Annotated in this window: 24 protein-coding genes; 12 read left to right on the forward strand and 12 right to left on the reverse strand. The window is 70.1% G+C overall.

All coding sequences use genetic code 11. From position 1 onward, the window contains the following. The first annotated feature begins 21 nt into the window (after positions 1-21). From DW307_RS03315 to DW307_RS03330, 4 genes are read left to right on the forward strand one after another with little or no spacing between them, the layout of a single operon-like run. Positions 22-1,071, forward strand: a complete 1,050-nt coding sequence (locus DW307_RS03315) for a FecCD family ABC transporter permease (protein ID WP_136023931.1) — start codon at positions 22-24, stop codon at positions 1,069-1,071. Continuing rightward, positions 1,068-2,150, forward strand: a complete 1,083-nt coding sequence (locus DW307_RS03320) for a FecCD family ABC transporter permease (protein ID WP_136023932.1) — start codon at positions 1,068-1,070, stop codon at positions 2,148-2,150. Before DW307_RS03315 ends, DW307_RS03320 begins: the two co-directional genes overlap by 4 nt. Then, positions 2,147-2,947, forward strand: a complete 801-nt coding sequence (locus DW307_RS03325; RefSeq protein WP_029260078.1) for an ABC transporter ATP-binding protein — start codon at positions 2,147-2,149, stop codon at positions 2,945-2,947. Before DW307_RS03320 ends, DW307_RS03325 begins: the two co-directional genes overlap by 4 nt. Next, on the forward strand, positions 2,937-3,899 hold the full coding sequence (locus DW307_RS03330) for a siderophore-interacting protein (RefSeq protein ID WP_136023933.1): 963 nt from the start codon (positions 2,937-2,939) through the stop codon (positions 3,897-3,899). Before DW307_RS03325 ends, DW307_RS03330 begins: the two co-directional genes overlap by 11 nt. A 135-nt stretch (positions 3,900-4,034) precedes the next feature. On the opposite strand, the gene DW307_RS03335 is transcribed toward DW307_RS03330, so the two are convergent. After that, positions 4,035-4,877 (reverse strand): alpha/beta fold hydrolase, encoded by an 843-nt coding sequence (locus tag DW307_RS03335; protein ID WP_029260076.1) that lies wholly within the window; start codon positions 4,875-4,877, stop codon positions 4,035-4,037. Between the two features lie 96 nt (positions 4,878-4,973). On the opposite strand from DW307_RS03335, the gene DW307_RS03340 reads away from it, so the two are divergent. Both DW307_RS03340 and DW307_RS03345 read left to right on the forward strand, forming a co-directional pair. Beyond that, a complete protein-coding gene (locus tag DW307_RS03340) occupies positions 4,974-5,540 on the forward strand; it encodes a TetR/AcrR family transcriptional regulator (protein WP_136023934.1) in 567 nt (188 codons plus the stop codon). A gap of 124 nt (positions 5,541-5,664) precedes the next feature. Further along, the gene (locus DW307_RS03345) at positions 5,665-6,477 is read left to right on the forward strand and encodes a tryptophan-rich sensory protein (protein WP_136023935.1); all 813 of its coding nucleotides are present in this window, start codon (positions 5,665-5,667) and stop codon (positions 6,475-6,477) included. On the opposite strand, the gene DW307_RS03350 is transcribed toward DW307_RS03345, so the two are convergent. From DW307_RS03350 to DW307_RS03375, 6 genes are read right to left on the reverse strand one after another with little or no spacing between them, the layout of a single operon-like run. Then, a complete protein-coding gene (locus DW307_RS03350; protein ID WP_029260073.1) occupies positions 6,459-7,130 on the reverse strand; it encodes a response regulator in 672 nt (223 codons plus the stop codon). The genes DW307_RS03345 and DW307_RS03350 overlap by 19 nt on opposite strands. Next, positions 7,127-9,685 (reverse strand): ATP-binding protein, encoded by a 2,559-nt coding sequence (locus tag DW307_RS03355; RefSeq protein WP_029265113.1) that lies wholly within the window; start codon positions 9,683-9,685, stop codon positions 7,127-7,129. The genes DW307_RS03350 and DW307_RS03355 overlap by 4 nt, the downstream gene beginning before the upstream one ends. Beyond that, on the reverse strand, positions 9,682-10,284 hold the full coding sequence (gene kdpC / locus DW307_RS03360; RefSeq protein ID WP_029260071.1) for a potassium-transporting ATPase subunit KdpC: 603 nt from the start codon (positions 10,282-10,284) through the stop codon (positions 9,682-9,684). Before kdpC ends, DW307_RS03355 begins: the two co-directional genes overlap by 4 nt. 25 nt (positions 10,285-10,309) lie before the next feature. Continuing rightward, on the reverse strand, positions 10,310-12,451 hold the full coding sequence (gene kdpB, locus DW307_RS03365; protein ID WP_029265111.1) for a potassium-transporting ATPase subunit KdpB: 2,142 nt from the start codon (positions 12,449-12,451) through the stop codon (positions 10,310-10,312). A gap of 2 nt (positions 12,452-12,453) precedes the next feature. Then, positions 12,454-14,133, reverse strand: a complete 1,680-nt coding sequence (kdpA, locus tag DW307_RS03370; protein WP_029260069.1) for a potassium-transporting ATPase subunit KdpA — start codon at positions 14,131-14,133, stop codon at positions 12,454-12,456. Then, entirely contained in the window at positions 14,133-14,222 is a 90-nt protein-coding gene (locus DW307_RS03375) for a potassium-transporting ATPase subunit F (RefSeq protein ID WP_017201862.1), read from the reverse strand. The genes kdpA and DW307_RS03375 overlap by 1 nt, the downstream gene beginning before the upstream one ends. A 306-nt stretch (positions 14,223-14,528) precedes the next feature. Between DW307_RS03375 and DW307_RS03380 the strand changes: the two genes are divergently transcribed. Beyond that, positions 14,529-15,692: an SLC13 family permease gene (locus DW307_RS03380; RefSeq protein ID WP_029260068.1), complete on the forward strand. Its 1,164-nt coding sequence runs from the start codon at positions 14,529-14,531 to the stop codon at positions 15,690-15,692. 117 nt (positions 15,693-15,809) lie between these two features. Next, positions 15,810-16,259: a hypothetical protein gene (locus DW307_RS03385; protein ID WP_136023936.1), complete on the forward strand. Its 450-nt coding sequence runs from the start codon at positions 15,810-15,812 to the stop codon at positions 16,257-16,259. A gap of 53 nt (positions 16,260-16,312) precedes the next feature. On the opposite strand, the gene DW307_RS03390 is transcribed toward DW307_RS03385, so the two are convergent. From DW307_RS03390 to DW307_RS03400, 3 genes are read right to left on the reverse strand one after another with little or no spacing between them, the layout of a single operon-like run. Next, on the reverse strand, positions 16,313-16,909 hold the full coding sequence (locus tag DW307_RS03390; RefSeq protein WP_136023937.1) for a GNAT family N-acetyltransferase: 597 nt from the start codon (positions 16,907-16,909) through the stop codon (positions 16,313-16,315). A 32-nt stretch (positions 16,910-16,941) separates the two neighbouring features. Further along, a complete protein-coding gene (locus DW307_RS03395) occupies positions 16,942-17,547 on the reverse strand; it encodes an FMN-binding negative transcriptional regulator (protein ID WP_136023938.1) in 606 nt (201 codons plus the stop codon). After that, complete coding sequence (locus DW307_RS03400) at positions 17,547-18,479, reverse strand: DMT family transporter (protein ID WP_136023939.1); 933 nt, start codon at positions 18,477-18,479, stop codon at positions 17,547-17,549. Before DW307_RS03400 ends, DW307_RS03395 begins: the two co-directional genes overlap by 1 nt. Between DW307_RS03400 and DW307_RS03405 the strand changes: the two genes are divergently transcribed. Continuing rightward, positions 18,478-19,884, forward strand: coding sequence for an aminotransferase-like domain-containing protein (locus DW307_RS03405; protein WP_029260063.1), 1,407 nt, complete (start codon positions 18,478-18,480; stop codon positions 19,882-19,884). The two genes, DW307_RS03400 and DW307_RS03405, sit on opposite strands and share 2 nt — an antisense overlap. Positions 19,885-19,967: 83 nt before the next feature. On the opposite strand, the gene DW307_RS03410 is transcribed toward DW307_RS03405, so the two are convergent. Then, positions 19,968-22,088, reverse strand: a complete 2,121-nt coding sequence (locus DW307_RS03410) for an APC family permease (protein ID WP_029260062.1) — start codon at positions 22,086-22,088, stop codon at positions 19,968-19,970. A gap of 83 nt (positions 22,089-22,171) precedes the next feature. Between DW307_RS03410 and DW307_RS03415 the strand changes: the two genes are divergently transcribed. Continuing rightward, entirely contained in the window at positions 22,172-23,278 is a 1,107-nt protein-coding gene (locus tag DW307_RS03415) for a VanZ family protein (protein WP_136023940.1), read from the forward strand. A gap of 30 nt (positions 23,279-23,308) precedes the next feature. Here the strand turns inward: DW307_RS03415 and DW307_RS03420 are convergent, their stop codons facing one another. Then, positions 23,309-23,671, reverse strand: a complete 363-nt coding sequence (locus tag DW307_RS03420) for a nuclear transport factor 2 family protein (protein WP_029260060.1) — start codon at positions 23,669-23,671, stop codon at positions 23,309-23,311. Positions 23,672-23,778: 107 nt separating this feature from the next. On the opposite strand from DW307_RS03420, the gene DW307_RS03425 reads away from it, so the two are divergent. Both DW307_RS03425 and DW307_RS03430 read left to right on the forward strand, forming a co-directional pair. Next, positions 23,779-24,513: a GTP pyrophosphokinase gene (locus DW307_RS03425; RefSeq protein WP_029265100.1), complete on the forward strand. Its 735-nt coding sequence runs from the start codon at positions 23,779-23,781 to the stop codon at positions 24,511-24,513. Between the two features lie 106 nt (positions 24,514-24,619). Further along, a complete protein-coding gene (locus DW307_RS03430) occupies positions 24,620-24,907 on the forward strand; it encodes a hypothetical protein (RefSeq protein WP_136023941.1) in 288 nt (95 codons plus the stop codon). The last annotated feature ends 80 nt before the right edge of the window (positions 24,908-24,987 follow it).

Genomic DNA, 24,987 nt, shown 5'->3' on the forward strand with positions numbered 1-24,987 from the left:
CCTCCGCGGAGTGAATACCCAGTGACCTCAGCAACCGTCATCGCGCCCGCACCGGGGGCCGCAGACCTGCGGCGCCCGGTGCTGGTGCGAACCCTCTGGCTCCTCATCGGGCTCGTGGTGCTCGTCGTCCTCACCATCCTGTCGATCTCGTTCGGCGTGCGCGCCGTCTCATTCGACGACATCGCCGCAGCCCTCACCGGTCACACCGACACGATCGCGCAAGCGGCGATCGTCAAGCGCATCCCCCGCACGGTACTGGCCCTCCTCGTCGGTGCGGCACTCGCCCTCTCCGGCGCGACCATGCAGGCCGTGACGCGCAACCCCATCGCCGACCCCGGCATCCTCGGCGTCTCGAACGGCGCCTCGCTGGCCGTGGTGTGCGGCATCGCCTTCTTCGGTCTCGCCGACCCCTACGGCCAGATGGCGTTCGCGATCGCCGGAGCAGGGCTCGCCGCCGCCTTCGTCTACACGGTCGGATCCCTCGGACGCGGGGGAGCGACACCCCTCAAGCTCGCGCTCGCGGGTGCCGCCACCTCGGCCGCCTTCGCCTCGCTCATCAGCGCCGTCATGCTGCCCCGCGTCGACCTGCTGCAGACGTTCCAGTCGTGGCAGATCGGCGGCGTCGGTGGCGCGGAGTGGCCGCGCATCGCGCTCACCGCACCGGTTCTGGCCATCGGCGCCCTGATCTGCTTCCTGTGCTCCCGGGGCATGAACTCCCTCGCCCTCGGAGACGAGATGGCCAAGGGGCTCGGTGAGAACGTGTTCCGCACGCGCATGATCTCGGCGCTGGGCGCGGTGATCCTCGCCGGGGCCGCGACCGCGATCGCCGGGCCGATCGGCTTCGTCGGTCTGATCATCCCGCACGTGTGCCGGATGCTGGTGGGCACCGATCACCGCTGGCTGCTCCCGTTCTCGGCGATCGCCGGCGCCGCGCTGCTGACCGCAAGCGACATCGTGGGCCGGGTGATCGCGCCATCGTCGGAGGAGATCCAGGTCGGTATCATCACCGCCATCATCGGAGCCCCGTTCTTCATCTGGATCGTCCGCCGGCAGAAGGTGCGTGAGCTGTGAGCACGACAGAGCACACCGAGCACACCCTCGACCGGGTCGACGAGCCGGCATCCGCCCGGATCGCGCGTATCGTCGCGGGGCGGCGCTCGCGCCACCGCCGGCATGCGGTGGCCACGATCGTCCTCGGCGTCCTGGTCTTCGCCCTCTTCGCGGTGGCGCTCATGGTCGGCAACACGTTCTACACGCCGGATGAGGTGATCCGCGTGATCCTCGGAGAGACGGTGCCCGGAGCCTCGTTCAGCGTCGGCGATCTGCGACTGCCGCGGGCGGTGCTCGCCGTCCTCACCGGCATCGCATTCGGAATGGCGGGTGTGTGCTTCCAGACGATGCTGCGCAATCCGCTCGCCTCGCCCGACATCATCGGCATCTCCAACGGTGCCGGTGCGGCGGCCGTGTTCGGCATCATCGTGCTGTCCGTGAACGGGCCGGTCGTGTCGCTGCTCGCTCTCGGCGGCGCCGTCGTCACCGCCCTCGTGATCTACCTGCTCTCGATCAAGGGCGGCTTCGCCGGAACCCGACTCATCCTGATCGGGATCGGCGTCGCGGCGATGCTGCAGAGCGTCATCTCGTACATGCTGTCGCGCGCCGCGAACTGGGACATCCAGACCGCGATGCAGTGGTTGACCGGGAGCCTCAACAACGCCTCGTGGGAGCGGGTGCTGCCGATGGCGATCGCCGCGGCGATCATCGTGCCGCTCATGCTGTCGCAGGGGCGCGCGCTCGGTGCGCTTCAGCTCGGCGACGACTCGGCTGCCGGTCTCGGCATCCGGGTCAACGCCACCCGCCTGCTCCTCATCCTCGGTGCGGTCGCGCTGCTCGCGTTCGCGACCGCGGCCACCGGCCCCATCGCCTTCGTCGCCTTCATGGCCGGCCCCATCGCCGCGCGCATCACCGGTCCCGGCGCCAATCTGCTCCTGCCGTCGGCGTTCGTCGGAGCCGTGCTCGTGCTCGGCGGCGACCTGATCGGCCAGTTCGCCTTCGGCACCCGCTATCCCGTCGGCGTCATCACCGGCGTCGTCGGCGCGCCGTACCTGATCTACCTGCTCATCCGCACCAACCGCTCCGGGGGTTCGCTATGACCGTCTCGCACAGCCTGTCCGCCGAGGGGGTGACGCTCGCCTACGGTGACCGCACCATCATCGACGGCCTCGACCTGCAGATCGCCCCCGGTCGCATCACCACCATCGTGGGGGCGAACGGATGCGGCAAGTCCACGCTGCTGCGCTCGCTGGCGCGCCTGCTGTCTCCGAGCGACGGCCAGATCGTGCTCGACGGCAGATCGGTGCACGCCCGCCCCACCAAGGAGGTCGCGCGCATCCTCGGGTTGCTGCCGCAGTCGCCCGTCGCGCCCGAGGGCATCGCGGTCGCCGATCTGGTCGGCCGTGGACGGCACCCGCATCAGAAGATGCTCGCCCGATGGAGCACCCACGATTACGAGGTCGTGGCGGATGCCCTCGACGCCACCGGCATCTCCGATCTGGCCGACCGCAGCGTCGACGAGCTCTCGGGCGGTCAGCGCCAGCGGGTGTGGATCGCCATGGCGCTCGCACAGGAGACCGACATCCTGCTGCTCGACGAGCCGACCACCTTCCTCGACGTCGCCCACCAGGTCGAGGTCCTCGACCTGCTCACCGACCTGAGCGTCTCGCGCGGCACCACGATCGTCATGGTGCTGCACGACCTCAATCTCGCGGCCCGCTACGCCGACGAGCTGGTCGCCATGAAGGATGGGCGCGTGCACGCGACCGGTGCGCCGCAGGACATCGTCACCGCCGAACTCGTCGAAGAGGTCTTCGGCCTCGCCAATCAGATCACCATCGATCCGGTCTCCGGCAAGCCGATGGTCACACCCATCGGGAGGCACCATGTCCGCTGAGACGACCACGACCGACCGTCCGGCCTACATCCTCACCCGCGCCGAGGTACGGGGGGTCGCGCGCGTCTCGCCCTCGTTCGTGCGGGTGACCTTCGGCGGGGACGACCTGTTCGAGTTCGGCACGCCGGGTGAGGTGTTCGACAGCCGCATCAAGCTGGTGTTCCCACCCGCATCCGGAGTCCTGCCTGAGCTCGACAGGGCATCCGACAACTGGTGGCAGGCGTTCCTCGCGGTGCCCGAGGAGGAGCGCGGGTCCATGCGCACCTATTCCGTGCGCGAGCTGCGGGTCGATGACGAGACCGGCACCGAGGTGGACGTCGACTTCGTGCTGCACCTCGAACCCGGACTGACCGGACCCGCGTCGCTGTGGGCGAGCCAGGCCGCGGTCGGGCAGGAGCTCTACCTGGTCGGCCCCCGCCGCGGGGTGGATGTCGACGCGCACGGAGGGGCCGAGTTCGCGCCGGGGACCGCGGCATCGGTCGTGCTCGCCGGCGACGAGACGGCCGCTCCGGCGATCGCCCGCATCCTCGAGGACGCACCGCAGGATCTGCGCGGCGTCGCCTTCATCGAAGTGCCCTCGCCCGCCGACGTCCTCCGCATCGACGCACCTTCGGGGGTCGAGGTGCATTGGCTGCCGCGCGACATCGGTGAGCCGCACGGCTTGCGGCTCATCCCCGCCGTGCTCGCCCACCTCGGCGACGCCGACGCCACGGACGAGATCCGGGTGAAGGACATCGATGGTGAGGACCTGCTGTGGGAGACGCCGGACTACTCCGGTCTCGGCGAGGACATCGCCACGGGGGATGCTGCGGCCGAACGCTACTTCTGGATCGCGGGGGAGAGCGGCGTGGTCACCACGCTGCGTCGCCACCTGGTCAAGGACCTCGGCATCGATCGCGGGCAGGTGGCGTTCATGGGCTACTGGCGTCGCGGCGTCGCCATGCGGGGCTGACCCGCTTCACCCCCCTGCCAAAACGGAGACGACCCGAGCACCGTCCGGCGTGTCATGTCTCGACGCGCCGCCCGGATGCCGGGTCGTCTCTGTTTCGGCCCGCCGCAGCCGCCGTGCGGCGTGCGGCAACGGGGACTACTTGGCGAGGAACTCCTTCAGCGCGGCGTTGACCTCGTCGGCGTGGGTCCACAGCAGGCCGTGCGGAGCGCCCTCGACCTCGACGTAGTCGGCGTCGGGCACTGCCTGGTGGAATCGACGGGCGGTGGCATCGATCGGCAGGATGTTGTCCTTCGTCCCGTGCAGGATCAGGGTGGGCTTTCCGGCGGAGCGCACGGCCTCGACGTCGGTGCGGAAGTCTTCGATCCACGCTGGCACGACCGCGTAGGCGGCCACGGGGGCGCTGCCGACCGCGACGTTCCAGCTGCCGGTCACTGCCTGCTCGCTGATGCGCGAGCCCAGGTTCTCGTCGAGGTTGTAGAAGTTCTTGTAGAAGTCGGTGAACCACGCGAAGCGATCGCCCTTGGCGGCAGCCTCGATGCCGTCGAACACCTCCTGCGGCACGCCCTCGGGGTTGTCGTCGCGTTGCACGAGGAAGGGCTCGAGCGAGGCGAGGAAGGCGAGCTTGGCGACGCGGTCGTGGCCGTGGCGGGCGACGTAGCGTGCGAGCTCTCCGGTGCCCATCGAGAAGCCGACCAGCACGACGTCGCGCAGGTCGAGGGTCTCGAGCACGGTGTTCAGGTCGGCGGCGAAGGTGTCGTAGTCGTACCCGGTGTTCACCTTCGACGATCCGCCGAAGCCGCGGCGGTCGTAGGTGATGACGCGGTAGCCCTGGGCGAGGAGCTCGCGGGTCTGACGCTCCCAGCTGTGACCGTCGAGCGGATAGCCGTGGATCAGGACGACGGGCTGACCCGATCCCTGGTCTTCGTAATAGAGCTCGATCGGGGTGCTGTTCTCGGTGCCGACGGTGATGTAACCCATGATCCTGATCCTTTCGGTTCCGATGAGAACGGGCGTTCTCGCTCGATGCGACCAATCTAGAGAACGTTCGTTCTCGTGTCAAGTAGACTTCTGGACATGACCGAAGACGAGGCTCGCGAGCGCATCCTCTCCACCGCCGAGGAGCTGTACTACCGCAAGGGGTACGCGGCCGTCGGCATGGACGAGCTGCGTCAGGAGGCCGGGGTCTCGCTGCGCCGCCTCTACTCGCTGTTCCCGTCGAAGACCGACATCGTCGTGGCCGTGCTCGCACGCAAGCACGCCGAGTGGGAGTCGGGCCTGTCGGGTGCCGTGGCGGATGCGGGCGGCGACCCGCGCGCACGTCTCCTCGCCGTCTACGGCTATCTCGAGAACTGGTTCTGCGCCGACGACTTCCGCGGCTGCGCATTCATCAACGCGTTCGGTGAACTCGGCGGCACGAATCCCGAGGTTGCCGAGATCGTACGGGCGCACAAGGCCTCGTTCCAGGAGTACATGGCGGGTCTCGTCGCCCAGACGGGCGCGCCCCCCGCGCTCGCCGCGCAGCTGTCCATCCTCGCCGAGGGGGCGCAGAGCACGGCCGCGATCTCGGCCGACCCGGCAGTGGCCGCGCAGGCCAGGGGAGCCGCCGAAGTCCTGATCGATGCGGCCTTCACGCGCGCCTGATCCTTCTGCGCGAGCTTCCGCGTGAGGCGGGCATGATGGGGGTTTTGACTAACCTGGTTAGCGAAATGCCGTTCCGGTGTCAAGGGCGATGCGTCGCGCGCGGGCGTCTCGTAGCCTGCGGAGCATGGAATCACGCACAGAGGGCATCGGTCGTCAGTCGCTGATCATCGCGGCGGCGACGTTCATGGTGATCGCGGCCGCTGTCGGCGCGGGGGCATTCGGCGGTGCGTCCGTCGATGACCTGCAGGACGGGGCCCTCTCCGCCCAGGGCTCGTACCTCGCGCCCGCGGGGCCCGCATTCTCGATCTGGTCGCTGATATACCTCGGCCTGTTCGCGTACACGGTGTGGCAGGCGTTCCCCGCCCAGCGGCAGGACCCGCGTCAGCAGGCCGTGGGCGGATGGATCGCCGCGTCGATGGTGCTGAACGGGCTGTGGCTGGTGACCGCACGATTCCTGACGCTCTGGCTCACCGTCGTCGTGATCGCGGCGCTGCTGGCCGTGCTCGCTCGAGCGATCGTGCTGCTCGGTCGCTTCCCCGCCCGCAGCCTCGCCGATCGCATCCTCACTGACGGCGCGAACGGCCTGCACTTCGGCTGGGTCACGATCGCCACCGTCGCCAACACCGCCGCCTGGCTCACGCAGATCGCACCGCAGAGCTGGGCGCAGGCCGCCGATGCCTGGGCGATCGGCGTGCTGGTCGTCGTCCTCGTGATCGGAGCCGCCGCCGCCTGGATCACCGGACGCATCGCCCCCGCCCTCGCGACGGCCTGGGGTCTGGCATGGCTCGCCGTCGGACGGCTCACCGGAGAACCGCAGAGCACGCCGACCGCAATCGCCGCGATCACCGTGGCGGTGCTGCTCGTCATCACCGGGGTCGTGGCGGTCCTGCGCCGGTCGCGCGCCGTGGACGCCGACGCTCAGAGCACCAGGCGGTAGCCCATCCCCGATTCGGTGAGCAGGTGCACGGGAGCGCCGGGTTCCTGCTCGAGCTTCTTGCGCAGCTGCGACATGTACAGGCGCAGGTAGCCGGAGTCGGAGACCTGCTCGCTGCCCCAGATCTCCTTCAGCAGGTCCTGGCGCGTGACCAGGGCGCCCGGATGCCGGGAGAGGTGCTCCAGCATCCGCCACTCGGTCGGGGTCAGGTGCACGCGCGCTCCGCCCCGTGTCACCGTCTTCGTCGAGAGGTCGACCACCACATCGCCGAAGGCCACGGTCGACTCGCCGCTGGCCGGGATGGAGCGACGCGAGAGCGCACGCAGCCGTGCCAGCAGCTCGTCGACCTGGAAGGGCTTGGTCACGAAGTCGTCGGCGCCGGCGTCGAGCGCTTCGACCTTGTCGGCCGAACCCGTGCGACCGGACACCACGATGATCGGCACGTTGGTCCATCCGCGCAGCGCCTGGATCACCTCGATGCCGTCGAGTCGGGGCATCCCCAGGTCGAGCATGATGAGGTCGGGGTGGGTCTGGGCGGCCGCAGCGATGGCGGCGGCCCCGTCGGGAGCCACGACCACCTCGTATCCGTGCGCGGCGAGGGTGATCCTCAGCGCGCGGACCATCTGCGGATCGTCGTCGGCGATGAGCAGCTTCACTCCGTGCCCTCCGTGTCGGCAAGTCCTGCGGCCAGCGGCAGGGAGATGACCATGGTGAGGCCTCCGCCAGGCGTGTCCTCGGGTGTCAGGGTACCGCCCATGCCCTCGGTGAACCCGCGCGACAGGGCGAGTCCGAGTCCCAGCCCTGTCGTGTTGTCGGTGTCGCCGAAGCGCTGGAACGGCTGGAAGATGCGGTCGCGCCGCTCGGGGGAGACGCCGTCGCCCCGGTCGATGATGCGGATCTCGGCGCGGCCGCCGAGGGCGCTCGTGGAGACGATGACCCGTGCGTCTTCGGGGGAGTGCCGATGGGCGTTGGCGATCACGTTGACCAGCACGCGCAGCAGCAGCACGGGGTCGGCATGCAGCGGCGGCAGGTCGGGGTCGAGGGCGAGCTCGACGTCGGACGGCCCGAGCCCCAGCTCATCGACGGCGGCGAGCACGCAGCCGGCCGCATCCATCCGCGACGACGACACGGCGAGCACGCCGGCCTGCACGCGGCTCACGTCGAGCAGGTCGGTGACCAGCGTCGACAGCGTCGCGAGACTCTCGTCGGCGGTGGCGAGCAGTTCTTCGCGATCGGAGGCCGACAGTCCGTGCGCACCGCGCAGACCGCCGATGGCGGCGACCGCCGAGGCGAGGGGGCGGCGCAGGTCGTGGCTGACGGCCGACAGCAGGGCACTGCGCACCTGGTCGGTCTCGGCGAGTGCTTCCGCCTCGCTCGCGGTGGCACGCAGATCGGTGTGCTCGATCGCGGCGGAGAGCTGGGCGACGATCGCATCCAGCAGGCGGCGTTCGGGTCCGGCGAGCGGCTCGCCGTTCAGCTCCAGCACCGCACGGGGCCCGCCCCCGGGGACGACGCCGACGGGGATGGTCGTGGCACGTCCGTCGGCCACGGGTTCGCCGTCGCTCGCGAGCACCTCGCCGTCGGGAGCGATCAGGCGCACGCCGCTCAGCCCGAACGCCTCTCGGGTGCGGCTGACCAGAGCCAGCACGGCGTTGTCGCCGCGGAGCACGTTGCCGGCGACTGCGGCGAGCAGCTCGGCCTCGGCGGCGGCGCGCTGCGCGGTGCGGGCCCGTCGCGCGGCCTGGTCGACGATGATGCTGACCAGGATCGCGATGAGCACGTAGAGGGCGAGCGCGAGCACGTGCAGCGGATGCGCGATCGTGATCGTGAACAGCGGAGCGACGAAGAGGAAGTCGAGCGTGACGCCCGAGAGCACCGCCGCGAACACCGCAGGGCGGATGCCGCCGATGAGGGCGACCACGACCACGAGCAGTTGGTACGCGAGCACCTCGGCGGTGATCGACTCGGGGCTGCGGAACGTGAACATGATCCACGACAGGATCGGTCCGAAGACGAGCGCGACGCCGAAACCGAGCAGCTGTCGACGCCAGCCCAGGGCTCCGCCGGTGATGCGCGGCAGCACCATCCGCCCACCCGCTGCGGCGTGCGTGACGATGTGCACGTCGATGTCGCCGGAGCGGCGGATGACCTCAGAGCCGATGCCGGGACCGGTCAGCGCAGCGGTGAGGCGACTGCGCCGGCTGACGCCGATCACGAGCTGGGTGGCGTCCGCGCCCTGCGCGAACTCGACCAGGGTGGCGGGGATGTCGTCGCCCACGACCTGGTGGTAGGTGCCGCCGAGCGACTCCACGAGCGTGCGTTGCGCGGCGAGGGCTCCCGGTGTCTCGTCGCGCAGGCCGTCCTGCGCGGTGATGTGCACCGCCAGCAGTTCGCCGCCGGCGGAGCGGGCCGCGATTCTGGCGCCGCGGCGCAGCAGGGTCTCGCCCTCGGGGCCGCCGGTCAGGGCGACGACCACGCGCTCCCTGGCCTGCCAGTTGCCCTCGATGCCCTGCTCCGCCCGGTAGCTGCGCAGCGCGCTGTCGACCTCGTCGGCGAGCCAGAGCAGGGCCAGCTCGCGCAGTGCGGTGAGGTTGCCGAGGCGGAAGTAGTTCGACAGGGCGGCGTCGATCCGCTCGGCCGGGTAGACGAGTCCGGCCGAGAGCCGATCACGGAGCGTCTGCGGGGCGAGGTCGACGACCTCGATCTCGTCGGCGGCGCGGACCACGGCGTCCGGGATCGTCTCCTGCTGCGCGATGCCGGTGATCTTCTCGACCACGGCGTTCAAAGACTCGATGTGCTGCACGTTGACGGTGGTCACCACGTCGATGCCCGCATCCAGCAGCTCGTCCACGTCCTGCCAGCGCTTGGCGTTGCGCGAGCCGGGGACGTTGGTGTGCGCCAGCTCGTCCACGAGGGCGATCTCGGGTGCCCGCTCGAGCACGGCGTCGACGTCGAGTTCGGTCAGGGCGATCCCGCGGTGGAGGTCGACCCGGCGGGGCACCTCGGGGATTCCGGCGGTCTGCGCCTGCGTCGCGGCGCGGTCGTGCGTCTCGACGATCGCGATCACGACGTCATGGCCCTCGTCGAGCATGCGTCGTCCCTCGGCGAGCATCTCGTAGGTCTTGCCGACGCCGGGGGCGGCTCCGAGGAGTACCCGGAGCCGCCCCCGGCGGGAGTGGCCGTGAGATCGACGAAGTGGCGCTGCGGTCATTCGCCCTCCCGTTCATCGAGCGCGAGATTGAGCTCGGCGACGTTGATGCGCTCCGCGCCGAGGAATCCCAGATCCCGCCCTTGAATCCTAGACTCCACGAGGTCGCGCACCTCCTGTGCGGAGAGTCCGCGGGCCTCGGCGACGCGCGGCACCTGCAGCAGTGCGTACGCCACGCTGATGTGCGGGTCGAGCCCGGAACCCGAGGCGGTGACCGCGTCGGCCGGCACCTGCGACGGGTCGACCCCCTCGCGCTCCGCGATCGCGGCCTTGCGCTCCGCGATCGCTGCGACCAGGTCGGTGTTCTCCGGGCCGAGGTTGCTTCCGCTGGAGCCTGCGCCGTCGTAGCCGTCGCCCGCGGCGGAGGGCCGCGACTGGAAGTACTCCGGGAGCGCCTCGCCGTCGTCATCGGTGAAGGACTGGCCGATCAGCGAGCTGCCCCTGTCGTCGGGAAGGGGGGAGCCATTGGCCTGCCACGGGAGCAGGAGCTGCCCGATGCCGGTGACCAGGAGTGTGTAGGCGACACCGAGCACGAGGGTGAGGACGAGCATCGCGCGGACGGCGACACCGGTGGTGCGGACCGCGGTGCGTGTGGAGGACATGTCTGGATTCCTTTTCCGAGCCGGGTCAGAAGCCCGGGATGAGACTGACGACGAGGTCGATGATCTTGATGCCGATGAACGGAGCGATCACGCCGCCGAGTCCATAGATCAGCAGGTTGCGCTGCAGGATCTGCGAGGCGCTCGCCGGGCGGTACTTCACTCCGCGCAGGGCCAGGGGGATCAGGAACACGATCACGATCGCGTTGAAGATGATCGCGCTGGTGACGGCCGATGCCGGCGAGTGCAACTGCATGACGTTGAGCGCCGCGAGTCCGGGGAAGACGCCCATGAACATCGCCGGGATGATCGCGAAGTACTTCGCGATGTCGTTGGCGAGCGAGAACGTGGTGAGCGCGCCGCGCGTGATGAGCAGCTGCTTGCCGATGCGCACGATGTCGATCAGCTTGGTCGGGTCGGAGTCGAGGTCGACCATGTTGCCGGCCTCCTTCGCCGCCGAGGTGCCGGTGTTCATCGCCACGCCGACGTCCGCCTGGGCGAGCGCGGGGGCGTCGTTGGTGCCGTCGCCGGTCATCGCGACCAGACGGCCGCCCTCCTGCTCGCGCCGGATGAGCTCGAGCTTGTCCTCGGGCGTCGCCTCGGCGAGGAAGTCGTCGACCCCGGCCTCAGCGGCGATCGCCTTCGCCGTGAGCGGGTTGTCGCCCGTGATCATGACCGTGCGGATGCCCATCGCGCGCAGTTCCTCGAAGCGCTCGCGGAGGCCGTCCTTCACGATGTCCTTGAGGTGCACCACGCCGAGGACGCGACCGTCGGCACCGGGCGTCTTCACGGCGACCACGAGCGGGGTGCCGCCGCTCTCGGCCACGGCATCCGTGCGCGTCGTGAGCTCGACGTCGTCGCCGTCGAGCCCGAGCCAGGCCCGCACCGCGGAGCCGGCGCCCTTGCGGATCTGCGTGCCGTCGGCGAGGTCGAGGCCCGACATGCGCGTCTGCGCCGTGAACGGCACGACCACCGCGTCCTCCGGTGCGGTCACCCGGATGTCGTTCGCGGCGGCGAGTTCGACGATCGAGGCGCCCTCGGGGGTGGGGTCTGCAAGCGACGACAGTGCGGCGACGTGCAGCAACTCCTCGCCGTCGACACCCGGGAGGGCGAGCACCTCGTGGGCGCGGCGGTTGCCGTAGGTGATGGTGCCGGTCTTGTCGAGCAGCAGGGTGGTGACATCTCCTGCCGCCTCGACCGCGCGCCCCGACATCGCGAGCACGTTGCGCTGCACGAGGCGGTCCATGCCGGCGATGCCGATCGCCGAGAGCAGCGCCCCGATGGTGGTCGGGATGAGGCAGACGAGCAGCGCGATCAGCACCGGGATGCTGACGGGAGAGGCGGCGTACGACGCGATCGGGTTCAGGGCGAGCACCACGACGACGAAGATGATCGACAGGCTCGCGAGCAGGATGTTCAGCGCGATCTCGTTGGGGGTGCGCTGGCGGCTGGCCCCCTCGACCAGCGCGATCATGCGGTCGACGAAGGTCTCCCCCGGCTTCGAGGTGATGCGCACCACGATGCGGTCGGACAGCACGCGGGTGCCACCGGTCACGGCGCTGCGGTCGCCGCCGGACTCGCGGATCACCGGCGCGCTCTCGCCCGTGATGGCCGATTCGTCGACGGTGGCGATGCCCGCGACGATGTCGCCGTCGCCGGGGATCAGCTCGCCCGCTGTCACGATCACGATGTCGTCGCGCTGCAGCTCGGCCGACGAGACCTGGGCGGTCGCGGCGTGCTCGGCGGCGGCATCCGCTGCCTTGTCGTAACCGACCACACGCCGGGCCATCGTGCTGGTGCGGGTCTTGCGCAGGCTCGCGGCCTGCGCCTTTCCTCGGCCCTCGGCGACCGACTCCGCCACGTTGGCGAACAGCACGGTGAGCCAGAGCCAGATCGCGATGCCCCAGGTGAAGGGGGCGGGAACCGCGGTGCCGCCGGAGTCGGCCGGGCCGCCCAGGAACGGCTCGGCGATCGCGAGCACGGTGGTGAACGCGGCGCCGACCCAGACCAGCAGCATGACGGGGTTGCGCACGAGCGCTGCCGGGTTGAGCTTGCGCAGGGCCCCGGGAAGGGCCTGCACGAGCTGCGACCAGCCGAAGGAGCGCGGCGGTTGTGCGGGTGTGGATGCCGGAGCATCCTGCTGTTCGGAGGGGGTGGTGATGAGGGTCATGGTCAGACGAGTCCTTCAGCGAGGGGTCCCAGTGCGAGCACGGGGAAGTAGGTGAGCGCGGTGACGATGACGGTCACGGCGAGGAGCAGGCCGACGAACTGCGGCCGGTGCGTGGGCAGGGTGCCGGAGGTCGCCGGCACACGCTGCTGCGCCGCGAACGAGCCGGCCAGAGCGAGCACGAGCACGATCGGCAGGAACCGGCCGAGCAGCATCGCGATGCCGAGCGCGGTGTTGAACCACGGGGTGTTCGCGGTGAGTCCGGCGAAGGCGGAGCCGTTGTTGTTCGACGCCGAGGTGAAGGCGTAGAGCACCTCGCTCATGCCGTGCACGCCGGGGTTCAGGATGCTGGTCGACTCGACATCGGCGCGGATGCCGGGGATCGCGAAGCTCAGCGCGGTGCCGGCCAGCACGAGGGTCGGCGTCACCAGGATGTACAGGCTCGCGAGCTTGATCTCCCGCGGACCGATCCGCTTGCCCAGGTACTCCGGCGTGCGGCCGACGAGCAGCCCGCCGACGAACACCGCGATGATCGCGAGCACCAGCATGCCGTACAGGCCCGATCCGACGCCACCGGGGGCGACCTCGCCGAGCATCATGTTCAGCATGGGCATCATGCCGCCGAGTGCCGTGTACGAGTCGTGCATCGAGTTGACGGCGCCCGTCGAGGTGAGGGTGCTCGCGCTGCCGAACAGCGTGGAGCCGAGGATGCCGAAGCGCACCTCCTTGCCCTCCATCGCGGCCCCGGCGAGTTCCGGAGCGGTGCCGCGGCCGGCCAGCTCGAGCGCCGAGAGGGCGAAGGTCGAGACGAGGAAGATCGTGCCCATGACGGCGGCGATCGCGTAGCCCTGGCGGTGGTCTCCGACCATGCGACCGAACGTGCGGGGGAGGGCGAACGGGATCACGAGGATCAGCAGCACCTGCAGCAGGTTCGTGAAGCCGGTCGGGTTCTCGAAGGGGTGCGCCGAGTTGGCGTTGAAGAAGCCGCCGCCGTTGGTGCCGAGGAGCTTGATCGCCTCCTGCGAGGCCACCGGACCTCCCGGGATGGTCTGCGTGCCGCCGGACACCGTGGTGACGTCGGTGAAGCCCGCGAAGTTCTGGATCACGCCGCCCGCGAGCAGCGCCACCGCGCCGATGAGGGCGATCGGGAGGAGGATGCGGCCGAGACCGCGGATCAGGTCGACCCAGAAGTTGCCGATCGTGGTCGAACCGCGGCGGGCGAGACCGCGGATGAGGGCGATCGCGATGGTGAGGCCCACCGCCGCCGACACGAAGTTCTGCACGGTGAGACCCGCGAGCTGCACGGTGTAGCCCATGGTCTGCTCGGGGGAGTACGACTGCCAGTTGGTGTTGGCCACGAACGAGGCGGCGGTGTTGAAGGACAGCCCCTCCGGCACCGCCGGGAGGCCGAGGGACTGCGGCAGGAACGCCTGCAGTCGCTGCAGGCCGTAGACCAGCAGAACGCCGACCACCGAGAACGCCAGCACGCTGCGGGCGTACGCGCGCCAGGTCTGCTCCGACGACGAGTCGACGCCGATGAGCCGATAGACGCCGCGCTCGACCCGCAGGTCGCGCGCCGACGTGAAGACGTGGGCGATGTAGTCGCCGAGGGGGCGGTAGAGGAGCACGAGCACGACCACGACGGCCGTGACCTGCAGGATGCCGAACCAGATCGTCGCGTCCATCAGAACCTCTCCGGCGCGACGAGCGCGACCACGAGGTAGACGACGGCGGCGACCGCAAGGGCGGCGGCGAGGATCTCGAAGACGATCACAGCCGCTCCACCCCCTTGGCCACCAGGGACACGAGGGCGAACAGCGCGAGAGTCAGCGCGATGTAGATGATGTCGAGCACGGATCCGATACAACTCCCGCACGGCCCCGGCAGCCGCCATCCTCACGCTTCCCCTACGCCCTCCGCGCGGATGCATGCGGGTTGCTCACGGCATCCGTGTCCCCGCCGCTCCCGCCTGATCTCGTTCCGGTCGCACTTGCTGTCGCTTCCGATGCTCTCGGGCGGCAGCAAGTGCGACCGGAACGGCCCGCGTCGGCCATATGCTCACGAGGTGGGAATCGGAAGGATGCGGATCGGGGCCGGGACGTGGGTCGTCGCCGGGCTGGTCGTGGTCGCCCTCGTGTGCATCGTCACCGGGTTCCTGCCGCGCTCCGACGCCGGGGCATTGGGCGAGCGGATCGCGCCCGTGCTGGGGTTCGTCGTCGCGATCACGATCGTCGCCGAGCTCGCCCGCGACGCCGCGGTCTTCGACGTCGTCTCGCAACGACTCGCCCGCTGGGGACGCGGTCGGGTGCTCGTGCTGTGGGCGCTGGTGGTCGCGCTCGCCGTGGTGAGCACGGTGTTCCTGTCCCTCGACACGACCGCCGTGATCGTCACGCCGGTCGTCGTCGTCCTCGCGCAGAGCATCGGCGTCTCCCCCCTTCCCTTCGCCCTGGCGACCGTGTGGCTCGCCAACACGGCATCCCTCGCCCTCCCGGTCTCGAACCTCACCAACCTGCTCGCCGCCCCCGCCATCGGCGACGGCCCCGCGGCGTTCTTCGCGCTCAGCTGGGCACCGACGCTCGTCGGCATCCTCGTGCCCGTCGCGATCCTGACGATCCTGCATCGGCGCACGGTCTTCGGTGCGTACGAGACCCCGGTGGCACGGCGGCCCGCCGACCCGACGCTGTTCTGGAGCGCGACCGGCATCCTGCTCGTGCTGATGCCTCTGCTCGCCCTGACCCACGATGTCTGGATCCCAGCCACGGTCGCCGCGCTCGCGCTGATCGGCCTGTTCGCGGTCCGGCGGCGCCGGGCGCTGCGGCTCTCGCTCGTCCCGTGGCAGGCGCTCGCGCTCGCCGCGTCGCTGTTCGTGCTGGTCGAGGCGGCGCACGCGCAGGGCCTGCTCGACTTCCTGACCTCGCCGACCGCGAACGGCGACGCTCCCGGCGACCTGTTCCGGCTGGCTGCGCTGGGGGCCGGGAGCGCCAATGCGATCAACAACCTCCCGGCGTACCTGGTGCTCGAACCGGCCGCCGGCGACCCGGTGGCACTCATGGCGCTGCTGATCGGCGTGAACATCGGTCCGCTCATCACGCCGTGGGCGTCGCTCGCGACCCTGCTGTGGCACCACCGGATCGTCGCGCTCGGTGTCACGATCCGGTGGAGCCGTTTCATGCTGTGGGGTGTGGTGGCTGCGGTGCCGACCGTGCTCGCCGCCGTGCTCGTGCTCTGGCTCGTCTCGGGCTAGTGCTCCGTTCCGGTCGCACCTCCTGCCGTCCCCGAGGCGCGGAGGCGGCACGAAATGCGACCGGAAGGGGGAGCGGGCCGGAAGAGGAAGTGCGCCGGGCCTGACAGGATGTCGGTCATGAGCGTTCTCTACGACTACTTCTCCGCGCCGAACGACGAGCGGGCCGTCACCGTCCTCCAGGTGGAGGGCGGACCGACCGCGGAGGAGTCGGGCTTCGATGCCGGAACGCTCGGCGGCATCGACCCGGTCGTGCAGCTCGGCACGCTGGAGGCGCTGCTGACGGGCGTGCCGTACGACGAGGTGACCGACGACCCGCGTGCCGGCCACAACCTCGCGATGAGCGACGACTACGACCGGATCGTCATCACCGTGACGGATGCGCTGACCGCCGCTCTCGCCGCAGCCGACGACGTCCGTCTGGCAGAGGTCGCGGAGCCGTGGTCGCAGACCGAAGTGCTCGAAGGGGCCGATCCGGCCCAGCTGGCCGCGTTCGCGCGCGACCTCGCCGCGCTCGCTCGTCGCGCCGCGGCGTCCGACCACCGCCTCTACTGCTGGACCAGCATCTAGGACGCTCGTCCGCGCAGGACGCACCCCAGCGGTGAGCCGTCACGGGGCCTCGATCAGCGTGCGGTCGGCCACTCCTCGGCGAGAAGGCCGTAGTTCATGCCGTCGAGCCATTCGCCCGAGCGATGCAATGCCGTCTTCCGGCTGAACTCCTCTCGGCGCATCCCGAGCCGCTCCATGAGGCGCCAGGACGGCTCGTTGTCGGCGAAGCACCCCGCATGCACCCGGCGCAGGCCCAGTGCGCCGAAGCACACGTCGATCACCGCGCGGATCGCCTCTGTCGCGTAGCCGTGCCCGGTGTGCGCGGGGTCGAGAACCCAGCCGAGCTCGGCCTCGACGCCCTTCGCCCGGGCGTCGACCTCGAGCTGCGCCCACCCGTCGCCGCGCCGCACCATGATGTCGCCGATCGGGGTCGGGCCGGTGCCCTCGGCGTCGGGCAACAGCTCCACGATGTACAGGGAGGCGAGCCGCTCGGGGTCGAGATACCGCTCACGGAACGCGTCTCGCGTGTCGGGAGCGGCACCGAGCCACCGGTTCACCTCGGGGAGCCGACGCCACTCCCACATCGCATCGACGTCGGCGGGCGTGCACGGGCGCACCTGCAGCCGGGCCGTCCGCGCGGGCCACGGCTCGGGGGTTCGCGTGTCGGTCATCGCTCCACCCTAGGCGCGTCCGGCGACGTCGATCACGGGGTCTCCCCGCCGACCCGTCGCATCTCCTCCGCGAGCGCGCTGTTCGTCTCGGCGAACCGTGCGGTGATGTTCTCGCGCACCTCGGGCGACTTGTTCTGGCTGAGTTTGGCTCGCGCATCGAAGCGGGTCACGCGCATCCGCAGTCCGACCGTGCCCTTCGCGGCGCGGCGGGTGCCCTCCTCGTCCTCCGACAGGTGCCGGCCGTGCTGCTGATGATCCTCGAAGTGGTCGGTCAGCCGCGAGAGCATGGCGTAGTTCTCCTCTTCGCTCAGGATCTCGGGGATGCCGTACAGGTGCGCGGTCACGTGGTTCCACGTCGGGACCAGATCGCCCGGTGCGTACAGTGTCGGTGACACGTAGTCATGCGGTCCCTGGATGATCACGAGCACTTCATGCCGGCCGAGTTCGTGGAGCTGCTCGTCCGGGCGCCCGAAGTGGCTCGCGATCACGATGTCGTCGTCCTCCATCAGCAGCGCGGGATAGTGCGAGGCGACCAGGCCGCCGCTCGCCGGGGAGACGAACGTCGCCCAGGGGTTCCCGCGGATGAGGCGCTTGACCTCGTCGGGATCGGTCATCAGGTAGCGGGGCGTGTGGCGCATCAGGATTCCTCTCTTCGGCGGTCGGTCAGACGGGTGCGCACCGCGAGGGCGGCGCAGGCGATCACGGCGAGACCCCCGACGGCGGTGGCCCAGCCGATGGGCTCGTGCAGCAGGAGCGCCGCCCAGGAGATGCTCATCACGGGCTGGACGAGCTGGATCTGGCTGACCTGCGCCATCGGACCGATCGCGAGCCCGCGGTACCAGGCGAAGAAGCCGAGGAACATGCTCACCGCCGCGAGGTAGGCGAAGGCGAGCCATTGCACGGGCGTCGCGGCCGGAGGCTGCTGGATCGCCGACGCGACGGTGAGTGCCGTCATCAGTGGGGCGGCGACGATCAGCGCCCACGACACGGTCTGCCAGGAGCCGAGTTCACGCGCGAGCAGACCGCCCTCCGCGTAGCCGACCGCCGCAGCGATCACGGCCCCGAACAGCAGCAGATCCGCGCCGGTGAGGGAGCCGATGCCCCCGTTCTGCAGTGCCGCGAAGACCACCGCCGCGACCGCACCGAGGACAGCGAAGAACCAGAAGGACGGGGCGGGGCGTTCCCCGGTGCGGAGCACCACGGCGACCGCGGTCGCCGCGGGAAGCAGGCCGATCACGACGGCGCCGTGGCTCGCGGGGGTCGTGGTCATCGCGAAAGATGTGAGCAGCGGGAAGCCGGCCACGACTCCACCCGCGACGATCGCGAGACGGCCCCACTGGATCGTCGTGGGCGGGCGCTGACGCGTGATCGCGAGTGCGGCACCGGCGAGGAGGGCGGCGACGACCGCGCGCCCGGAGCCGATGAACAGCGGTGAGAGCCCGCCGATCGCGATGCGTGTGAACGGGAGGGTGAACGAGAAGGCGAGGACGCCGAGGAGCCCCCACCAGAGTCCGGCACGCGTCGATAGCAGTGGCCGCGTGGAAGCGATAACGCTACTCTGTTCTTTCATGAGCAAGGATAGCAGTGACCGGATCGTCGCCGGAGTGCGTGCGTGGATCGCATCCGCTTCTCCGGGCGCGCGAGTCCCCTCGAATCGTGCGCTCATGGCGCAGTACGGCGCGAGTCCGATCACCGTGCAGAAGGCGATGCAGCAGCTCGTGCGACTCGGTCTGGTCGAGTCCAGGCCCGGCGCGGGTACGTTCGTGCGGGCCGTGCCCGCCGCCCGTTCGGTCGACTACGGCTGGCAGACGGCCGCCCTCGGCACGGCGCCCGCGGGACTCATCGGCCTGTCATCGACGCAGCGCACCGTCGCCCCCGACGCGATCGGACTGCACTCGGGCTACCCCGCGGTCGACCTGCTGCCGCAGCGGCTCGTGCGACAGGCCCTGGTGCGTGCCGCTCGGTCGGACGCGGCGCTGACCCGTTCGCCCGCCGCAGGCCTTCCCGATCTGCAGGCGTGGTTCGCGGCGGAACTCGCATCCTCCGCCCCCGCGGGGGTCACCCCCGCATCGGCGCGCGATGCCCTGATCATCTCGGGCAGCCAGAGCGGGCTGAGCTCGATCTTCCGTGCCGTGGTGGGTGTCGGCCAGCCGCTGCTGATCGAGTCGCCGACGTACTGGGGCGCGATGCTCGCGGCCGCGCAGGCCGGCGTCGTGCTGGTGCCGATCCCCTCCGGGCCGCACGGCCCCGATCCGGATGACGTCGAGCGGGCGTTCGCGCAGACCGGAGCCCGCGCGTTCTACGCGCAGCCGACCTTCGCCAACCCGACCGGCGCGCAGTGGCCGGTCGCGACGGGGGAGGCCGTGCTCGAGACCGTCCGTCGGCACGGGGCCTTCCTGATCGAGGACGACTGGGCGCACGACCTGGGGATCGACGCCGACCCGCGCCCGGTCGCCGCGTCCGATGACGACGGACACGTCGTGTACCTGCGCTCGCTCACGAAGAGCGCCTCGCCCGCCCTCCGCGTCGCGGCCGTGATCGCGCGCGGACCCGCGCGGGAGCGCATCCTCGCGGATCGCGCGGCCGAGTCGATGTACGTGAGCGGGGTGCTGCAGACCGCGGCCCTCGACGTGGTCACCCAGCCCGCGTGGCGCACGCACCTGCGCGGCTTCCGCGAGCACTTGCGCGCGCGCCGCGACCTGCTGGTCTCGAGCCTCGCCGCGCACGCCCCCTCCGCGCACGTCGAGAGCGTTCCGGTGGGCGGCCTGAACCTGTGGGTGCGGCTGCCGGAGGGGACGGATGTCGCGCGGGTGGTCCGTGAGTGCGAGGTGCGCGGTCTGATCATCGCCCCGGGCTCCGAGTGGTTCCCGGCGGAGCCTTCCGGCTCCTACGTGCGCCTCAACTACGCGAACGCCGACACCGCCCGCTTCGCGGAGGCCGCCGGCATCCTGGGCGCCGTGCTCGACGGGTCCTGAGGGGTCGCTCAGCCCGCTCCGGTCGCAGTTCCTGTCGCCCGCGAGCCGAGGAGGCGGCAGCAACTGCGACCGGAAGGCCGATCTCAGGCTTCGGGGGCGCCGTCCTGCGGCGGGCCGGCGGGGCGGTGGGCGCGACGGCCGGCCACCACGACCGGACGACCGGCACGTTCCTGACCGGGAAGCGGACGGGAGCGGCGGCCGTAGATGAGCTCCGACGAGTCGAGCAGCCACGGCACGAGCGTGATCGACACCCCGTGCACGAGCATGAGCTGGTTGGCGAGACGGCGCGCGCGGCGGTTGTGCAGGAACGACTCCCACCAGTGGCCGACGATGTACTGCGGCAGGTACACCGTCACGACGGACGAGCCGTGCTTCTCGCGGTACTGCTTGATGAACTGAGTCACCGGCTGCGCGAACGAGCGATACGGCGACTCGACGATCACGAGCGGGATCGGCACCAGGTGGTCGGCCCAGTCCTTCTGCAGCTGGGCCGCATCGTCGGAGGCCACGGCCACGTGCACCGCCAGCGTCTTGCCGTGCTTGGCCGCGATCGCGTAGTCGATGGCCTTCACGACGGGCTTCTGCAGTCGGTTGACGAGCACGATGGCGAGGTCGCCGGTCGCACCGAACTTCGTGGTGTCGTCGATCGCGATCTCATGCTCGACGTCGCGGTAGTACCGCTTCACCCCCAGCATCAGGAAGGCGAGGATCGGGATCGCGAAGAAGACCAGGTATGCGCCGTGCGTGAACTTGGTGATCGTCACGATGACCAGCACGAGCACGGTCATCGCGGCGCCCGTGGAGTTGATGATGAGTCCGACCTTCGCCGAGCGGCGGTCGGATGCCGAGGCGCCGTCGATCCCCGAGTCCTTCGTGCCCTCGACCGGTCCGCGCAGCACGCGTCGCCAGTGCCGCACCATGCCGATCTGTCCGAGCGAGAACGAGACGAACACGCCGATGATGTACAGCTGGATCAGCGTGGTCAGCTTCGCCTGGAAGATCACCAGCACCGCGATCGCCGCGATGCCGAGCAGGATCATGCCGTTCGAGAACACGAGGCGGTCACCGCGGGTGTTGAGCGACTTCGGCGCGTAGCCGTCGCGGGCGAGCACAGCGCCCAGCAGAGGGAAGCCGTTGAAGGCGGTGTTCGCGGCGAGCAGCAGCACGCACGCGGTCGCGGCCTGCACGATGAAGAACGCGATGCTGCCGCCGCCGAAGGTCGCTGCGGCGATCTGCGCCATCAGGCTGGGCTGCGGATTCGTGCAGTCGAAGCCGACGAGGTCGCACGGGTTCTCGGCGTAGTGCACGCCGGTGATCAGGGCGAGGGCGGTGAGGCCGGCGAACAGGCAGATGGCGATCGACCCCATCAGCACGAGTGTCGACTGGGCGTTGCGCACCTTCGGGGCGCGGAAGGCGGGAACGCCGTTCGACACGGCCTCGACACCGGTGAGGGCGGAGCATCCGCTCGAGAACGCGCGCAGGATCAGCAGGATCACGGCCGCCTGGCCGAGGCTCTCGGCCTGCACCGAGAACTCGGCGCTCGAGGCGACAGGGGCGTCGCCCAGGAAGGTGCGGATCAGGCCGGTCACGATCATGATGCCGACCGAGCCGATGAACACGTACGTCGGGATCGCGAAGACCAGGGAGGCCTCGCGCACCCCGCGGAGGTTCACGACGATGATGAGGATCACGAAGCCGACGGCGAGCTCGACGCGGAACGGGTCGAGCCCCGGCACGGCCGAGATGATGTTGTCGACACCGGAGGCGACCGACACGGCCACGGTCAGCACGTAGTCGACCAGGAGCGCCGCGGCCACGATCACACCGGGGATCTCGCCGAGGTTCTTCGACGCGACCTCGTAGTCCCCACCGCCCGAGGGATAGGCCTTGATGAGCTGGCGGTAGCTGAGCACGACCACGATCAGCAGCACCACGACCGCGATCGCGACGAGCGGCGTGAACGACAGGAAGGTGAGCCCGCCGATCAGCAGGATCATCACCAGCTCCTGCGGGGCGTAGGCCACCGAGCTGAGCGCGTCGGACGCGAAGATGGGAAGAGCCATCCGCTTCGGGAGCAGCTGGTCGTCGACCTGCTGGCTCGTCAGCGGTTCTCCGATGAGGATGCGCTTGGCGAGCGGCGGTGAGTCCGCGCCCTCCCTGTTTTCGTCTGACACGTCCGGCGACACTACGCCTCCTGATGGCATCCTCACGCGATCCTCACGGAATCCCTACGGTGGGATGCGCGGTCCTCACGGAATCCTTACGCGCAAAGCTACACTGGCACGCGGTGGAAAATCAGGTGCTGCTCGGATTCATCGCGATCGCGATGGGGGTGGCTTTCGGCATCCTCCTGTTCGTGCCCTTCGTGGCGGTCAGCTATCGCCGACGCGGGCGACTCGGCCTCGGACGCACGTTGCTCTGGCTGTCGGCCCTGATCTATTTCTGGGCGGTCTGGACCTACACCCTGCTGCCGCTTCCCGACCCCGACACGATCCGCTGCGTCGGAGCGATCACCGATCCGATGTCGGTCGTGCGCGATGTGCAGAAGGCTTTCGCGGCCCCGGGCAATCCGCTGCGTCAGCCGGCCCTGCTCCAGCTGGTGTTCAACCTGCTGCTGTTCGTGCCGCTCGGCTTCTTCGTCCGAGTGCTCGCCGGTCGTGGGGTGCTCACGGCGCTCGCCGCCGGCTTCGGCCTGTCGCTGCTGGTCGAGACCACGCAGCTGACCGGTGTGTGGGGCGTCTACCCGTGCGCGTATCGCTTCTTCGACGTGGGCGACCTCATGACGAACACCCTCGGCGCGGTCATCGGCTGCATCGCGGCGATCCTCGTCCCGCGATCGCTGCGCGGCGTGAAGGTGAGCCCGGACGCCGATCGTCCCCGTCCGGTCAGCCGCGGCCGCCGCCTGCTCGCGATGCTGTGCGACTTCCTCGCCTACGGGTTCCTGAGCGTGGCAGCCGGGGTGACCGTGCAGGTGTGGCTGGAGTTCGTCGTGGACGACCGCGCCGCGGTGCTCGACGGCGCCCTCGCATCCGCCGCCGCCACCGTCGTCCCCTCAGCACTGTTCCTGGTGCTGATCCTGGTCGGCGGGCGCTCGGTGGGCGACATCGCGGTGCAGCTCCGATACGCGGGATCGCGCCTGCCCGCACCGTTCGCGCGGCTCCTGCGCTGGGCGGGCGGCATCGGCGGGATCAGCGCGCTGCAGCTGCCCGGCGGGTTCTTCGGCCTCGCGGCGGCAGTGCTGTTCCTCGCCGCGATCGTGCTGCCGTTCACGACACGTGACGGTCGCGGACTTCCCGGCGTCGTCTCCGGACAGCACCTCGTCGACGCGCGGGCGGGTGCCGCAGGCGCTGCGCCGAGCGCGCCCGCATCCGCTTCCCCTCCGCGCGACGCATGACCGACTGAGGGTCCGATGAACGCCGCGGGCTCAGCTCTCCGTGTGGGGACGCGGCATGTACCACTCGGTGAACTCCGTCGCCCGCCCGTCGGGAGCGAGCCGGATGATCCAGAGGTTGAGGTAGTCGCGTTCGGCCGGGTATTCCGTGCGCCCCTGGACGACCACGAAGCCGCCGACCTCGTGCAGGACCTCCCACTCGAACGTCCAGGAGCCCGGTTCATCGCCGTCGTCGATCCACCCGGAAACGATCGCCTCGCGCCCCACGCGCGGCTCCGAATCGGGGCTCGTGAGATATCGGGCGTCGTGCGTGAAGAGCGCTCCGATCCGCTCGGGATCGTTCGACCTCCATGCCTCGATGTAGGCCCCGGTCCAGTCCTCGCCTGCGGTCGTCATGTGCTCCGTTCTAGGCGGCGGGGGAGGCCGCGTCAACCCGTTCGCGAATCGTGAGGACATTGGGGATCCACAGCGGTTTCCGATCACGAACCCGTAACGTCGATGGCATGACGACTGTTCACGTCACCGAGGACACGATCAACCAGGCCCGCGAGCTGCGCGATGAGCTGCAGCGGTTCCTGCGCGAGTACGAGTTCGGGATGCGCGAGGTCGAGACGAAGATCTCGATCCTGCGCGACGAGTTCACGCACGACCACGCGTACAACCCGATCGAGCATGTGAAGAGCCGGCTGAAGTCGCCGGACAGCATCGTCGAGAAGATCGCCCGCAAGGGCATCGACGAACCCGACTTCGACCGCATCCGCGCGGAGATCACCGACATCGCCGGTGTGCGCGTGACTTGCAGCTTCGTCGCCGACGTCTACCGCCTGTTCGATCTGCTCACCGCGCAGGACGACGTCACGGTGCGCACGGTGAAGGACTACATCGCGCAGCCGAAGGCCAACGGCTACAAGAGCCTGCACGCGATCATCGAGGTGCCCGTCTTCCTGTCGACCGGTGCGCTGTCGGTACCGGTCGAGGTGCAGTTCCGCACGATAGCGATGGACTTCTGGGCCAGCCTGGAGCACAAGATCTACTACAAGTTCTCGAACCAGGTGCCCTCGCATCTCGTCGACAGCCTGTCGGATGCCGCGGATGCCGCCGCCGAGCTCGACAGTCGCATGGAGCGCCTGCACCGGGAGGCGCACGGCGTGCCGCAGCGTCAGCTCGCCCCGCCGCCCCCTCCTGCCCCGCCGGCGGTCCCGGACGCCCCGACCGGCCCGCGCGTCGTCGGGGTCTGACCGAAGACGCGCCGAGCACCCGTCCACAACTCCGGAGAAGCTGCGGACGGGCGGCTCCCTGCGTGGCGGTGTTGCGACGGAGCCGCGGTGCTGGGAGCATCGGCGGGTGGTGAGAACGCAGGAAGCCGTGTCCGTGGACGCCGAGCACGACGTCGATGAATTCGCGCGCGTCGACGACCTCGCCGGGCTCGATCGCGACCGGCAGCGGTGCGAGTGCGATCACGGCGACGACGACGGCTACCAGCCGTGCGGACGCAAGGCCAAGTGGCGCGTGACGGTCGACTGCGTCTGCGGCGAAGGCCACCCGCGCCGGGTCGAGATCCTGTGCTCCCGATGCATGCGGACACTGAGGAAGTTCCAAGGACGTGAGGCCGTCACCGTGCGCCGCCTCTGACCGTCGAGCCCGTCTGCCGCGGGATCGTCCCATCCGATCGTGGTTCCGCTCCGAACAACGGGGGATCACACCGGCGACGG

The organism is Microbacterium sp. K27 (genome assembly GCF_004794435.1).
In the GTDB taxonomy this organism is placed as follows: domain Bacteria; phylum Actinomycetota; class Actinomycetes; order Actinomycetales; family Microbacteriaceae; genus Microbacterium; species Microbacterium maritypicum_A.

Bases quoted from the DNA above. Each gene is read 5' to 3' on its own strand.
- DW307_RS03400 (WP_136023939.1), bottom strand. From the start codon at position 18,479: ATGAAAGAACAGAGTAGCGTTATCGCTTCCACGCGGCCACTGCTATCG.
- kdpA (WP_029260069.1), bottom strand. From the start codon at position 14,133: ATGGACGCGACGATCTGGTTCGGCATCCTGCAGGTCACGGCCGTCGTG.
- DW307_RS03340 (WP_136023934.1), top strand. From the start codon at position 4,974: ATGACCGAAGACGAGGCTCGCGAGCGCATCCTCTCCACCGCCGAGGAG.
- DW307_RS03345 (WP_136023935.1), top strand. From the start codon at position 5,665: ATGGAATCACGCACAGAGGGCATCGGTCGTCAGTCGCTGATCATCGCG.
- DW307_RS03385 (WP_136023936.1), top strand. From the start codon at position 15,810: ATGAGCGTTCTCTACGACTACTTCTCCGCGCCGAACGACGAGCGGGCC.
- DW307_RS03405 (WP_029260063.1), top strand. From the start codon at position 18,478: ATGAGCAAGGATAGCAGTGACCGGATCGTCGCCGGAGTGCGTGCGTGG.
- DW307_RS03380 (WP_029260068.1), top strand. From the start codon at position 14,529: ATGCGGATCGGGGCCGGGACGTGGGTCGTCGCCGGGCTGGTCGTGGTC.
- DW307_RS03335 (WP_029260076.1), bottom strand. From the start codon at position 4,877: ATGGGTTACATCACCGTCGGCACCGAGAACAGCACCCCGATCGAGCTC.
- DW307_RS03325 (WP_029260078.1), top strand. From the start codon at position 2,147: ATGACCGTCTCGCACAGCCTGTCCGCCGAGGGGGTGACGCTCGCCTAC.
- kdpB (WP_029265111.1), bottom strand. From the start codon at position 12,451: ATGACCCTCATCACCACCCCCTCCGAACAGCAGGATGCTCCGGCATCC.
- DW307_RS03390 (WP_136023937.1), bottom strand. From the start codon at position 16,909: ATGACCGACACGCGAACCCCCGAGCCGTGGCCCGCGCGGACGGCCCGG.
- DW307_RS03355 (WP_029265113.1), bottom strand. From the start codon at position 9,685: ATGACCGCAGCGCCACTTCGTCGATCTCACGGCCACTCCCGCCGGGGG.
- DW307_RS03395 (WP_136023938.1), bottom strand. From the start codon at position 17,547: ATGCGCCACACGCCCCGCTACCTGATGACCGATCCCGACGAGGTCAAG.
- DW307_RS03410 (WP_029260062.1), bottom strand. From the start codon at position 22,088: ATGCCATCAGGAGGCGTAGTGTCGCCGGACGTGTCAGACGAAAACAGG.
- kdpC (WP_029260071.1), bottom strand. From the start codon at position 10,284: ATGTCCTCCACACGCACCGCGGTCCGCACCACCGGTGTCGCCGTCCGC.
- DW307_RS03330 (WP_136023933.1), top strand. From the start codon at position 2,937: ATGTCCGCTGAGACGACCACGACCGACCGTCCGGCCTACATCCTCACC.
- DW307_RS03420 (WP_029260060.1), bottom strand. From the start codon at position 23,671: ATGACGACCGCAGGCGAGGACTGGACCGGGGCCTACATCGAGGCATGG.
- DW307_RS03425 (WP_029265100.1), top strand. From the start codon at position 23,779: ATGACGACTGTTCACGTCACCGAGGACACGATCAACCAGGCCCGCGAG.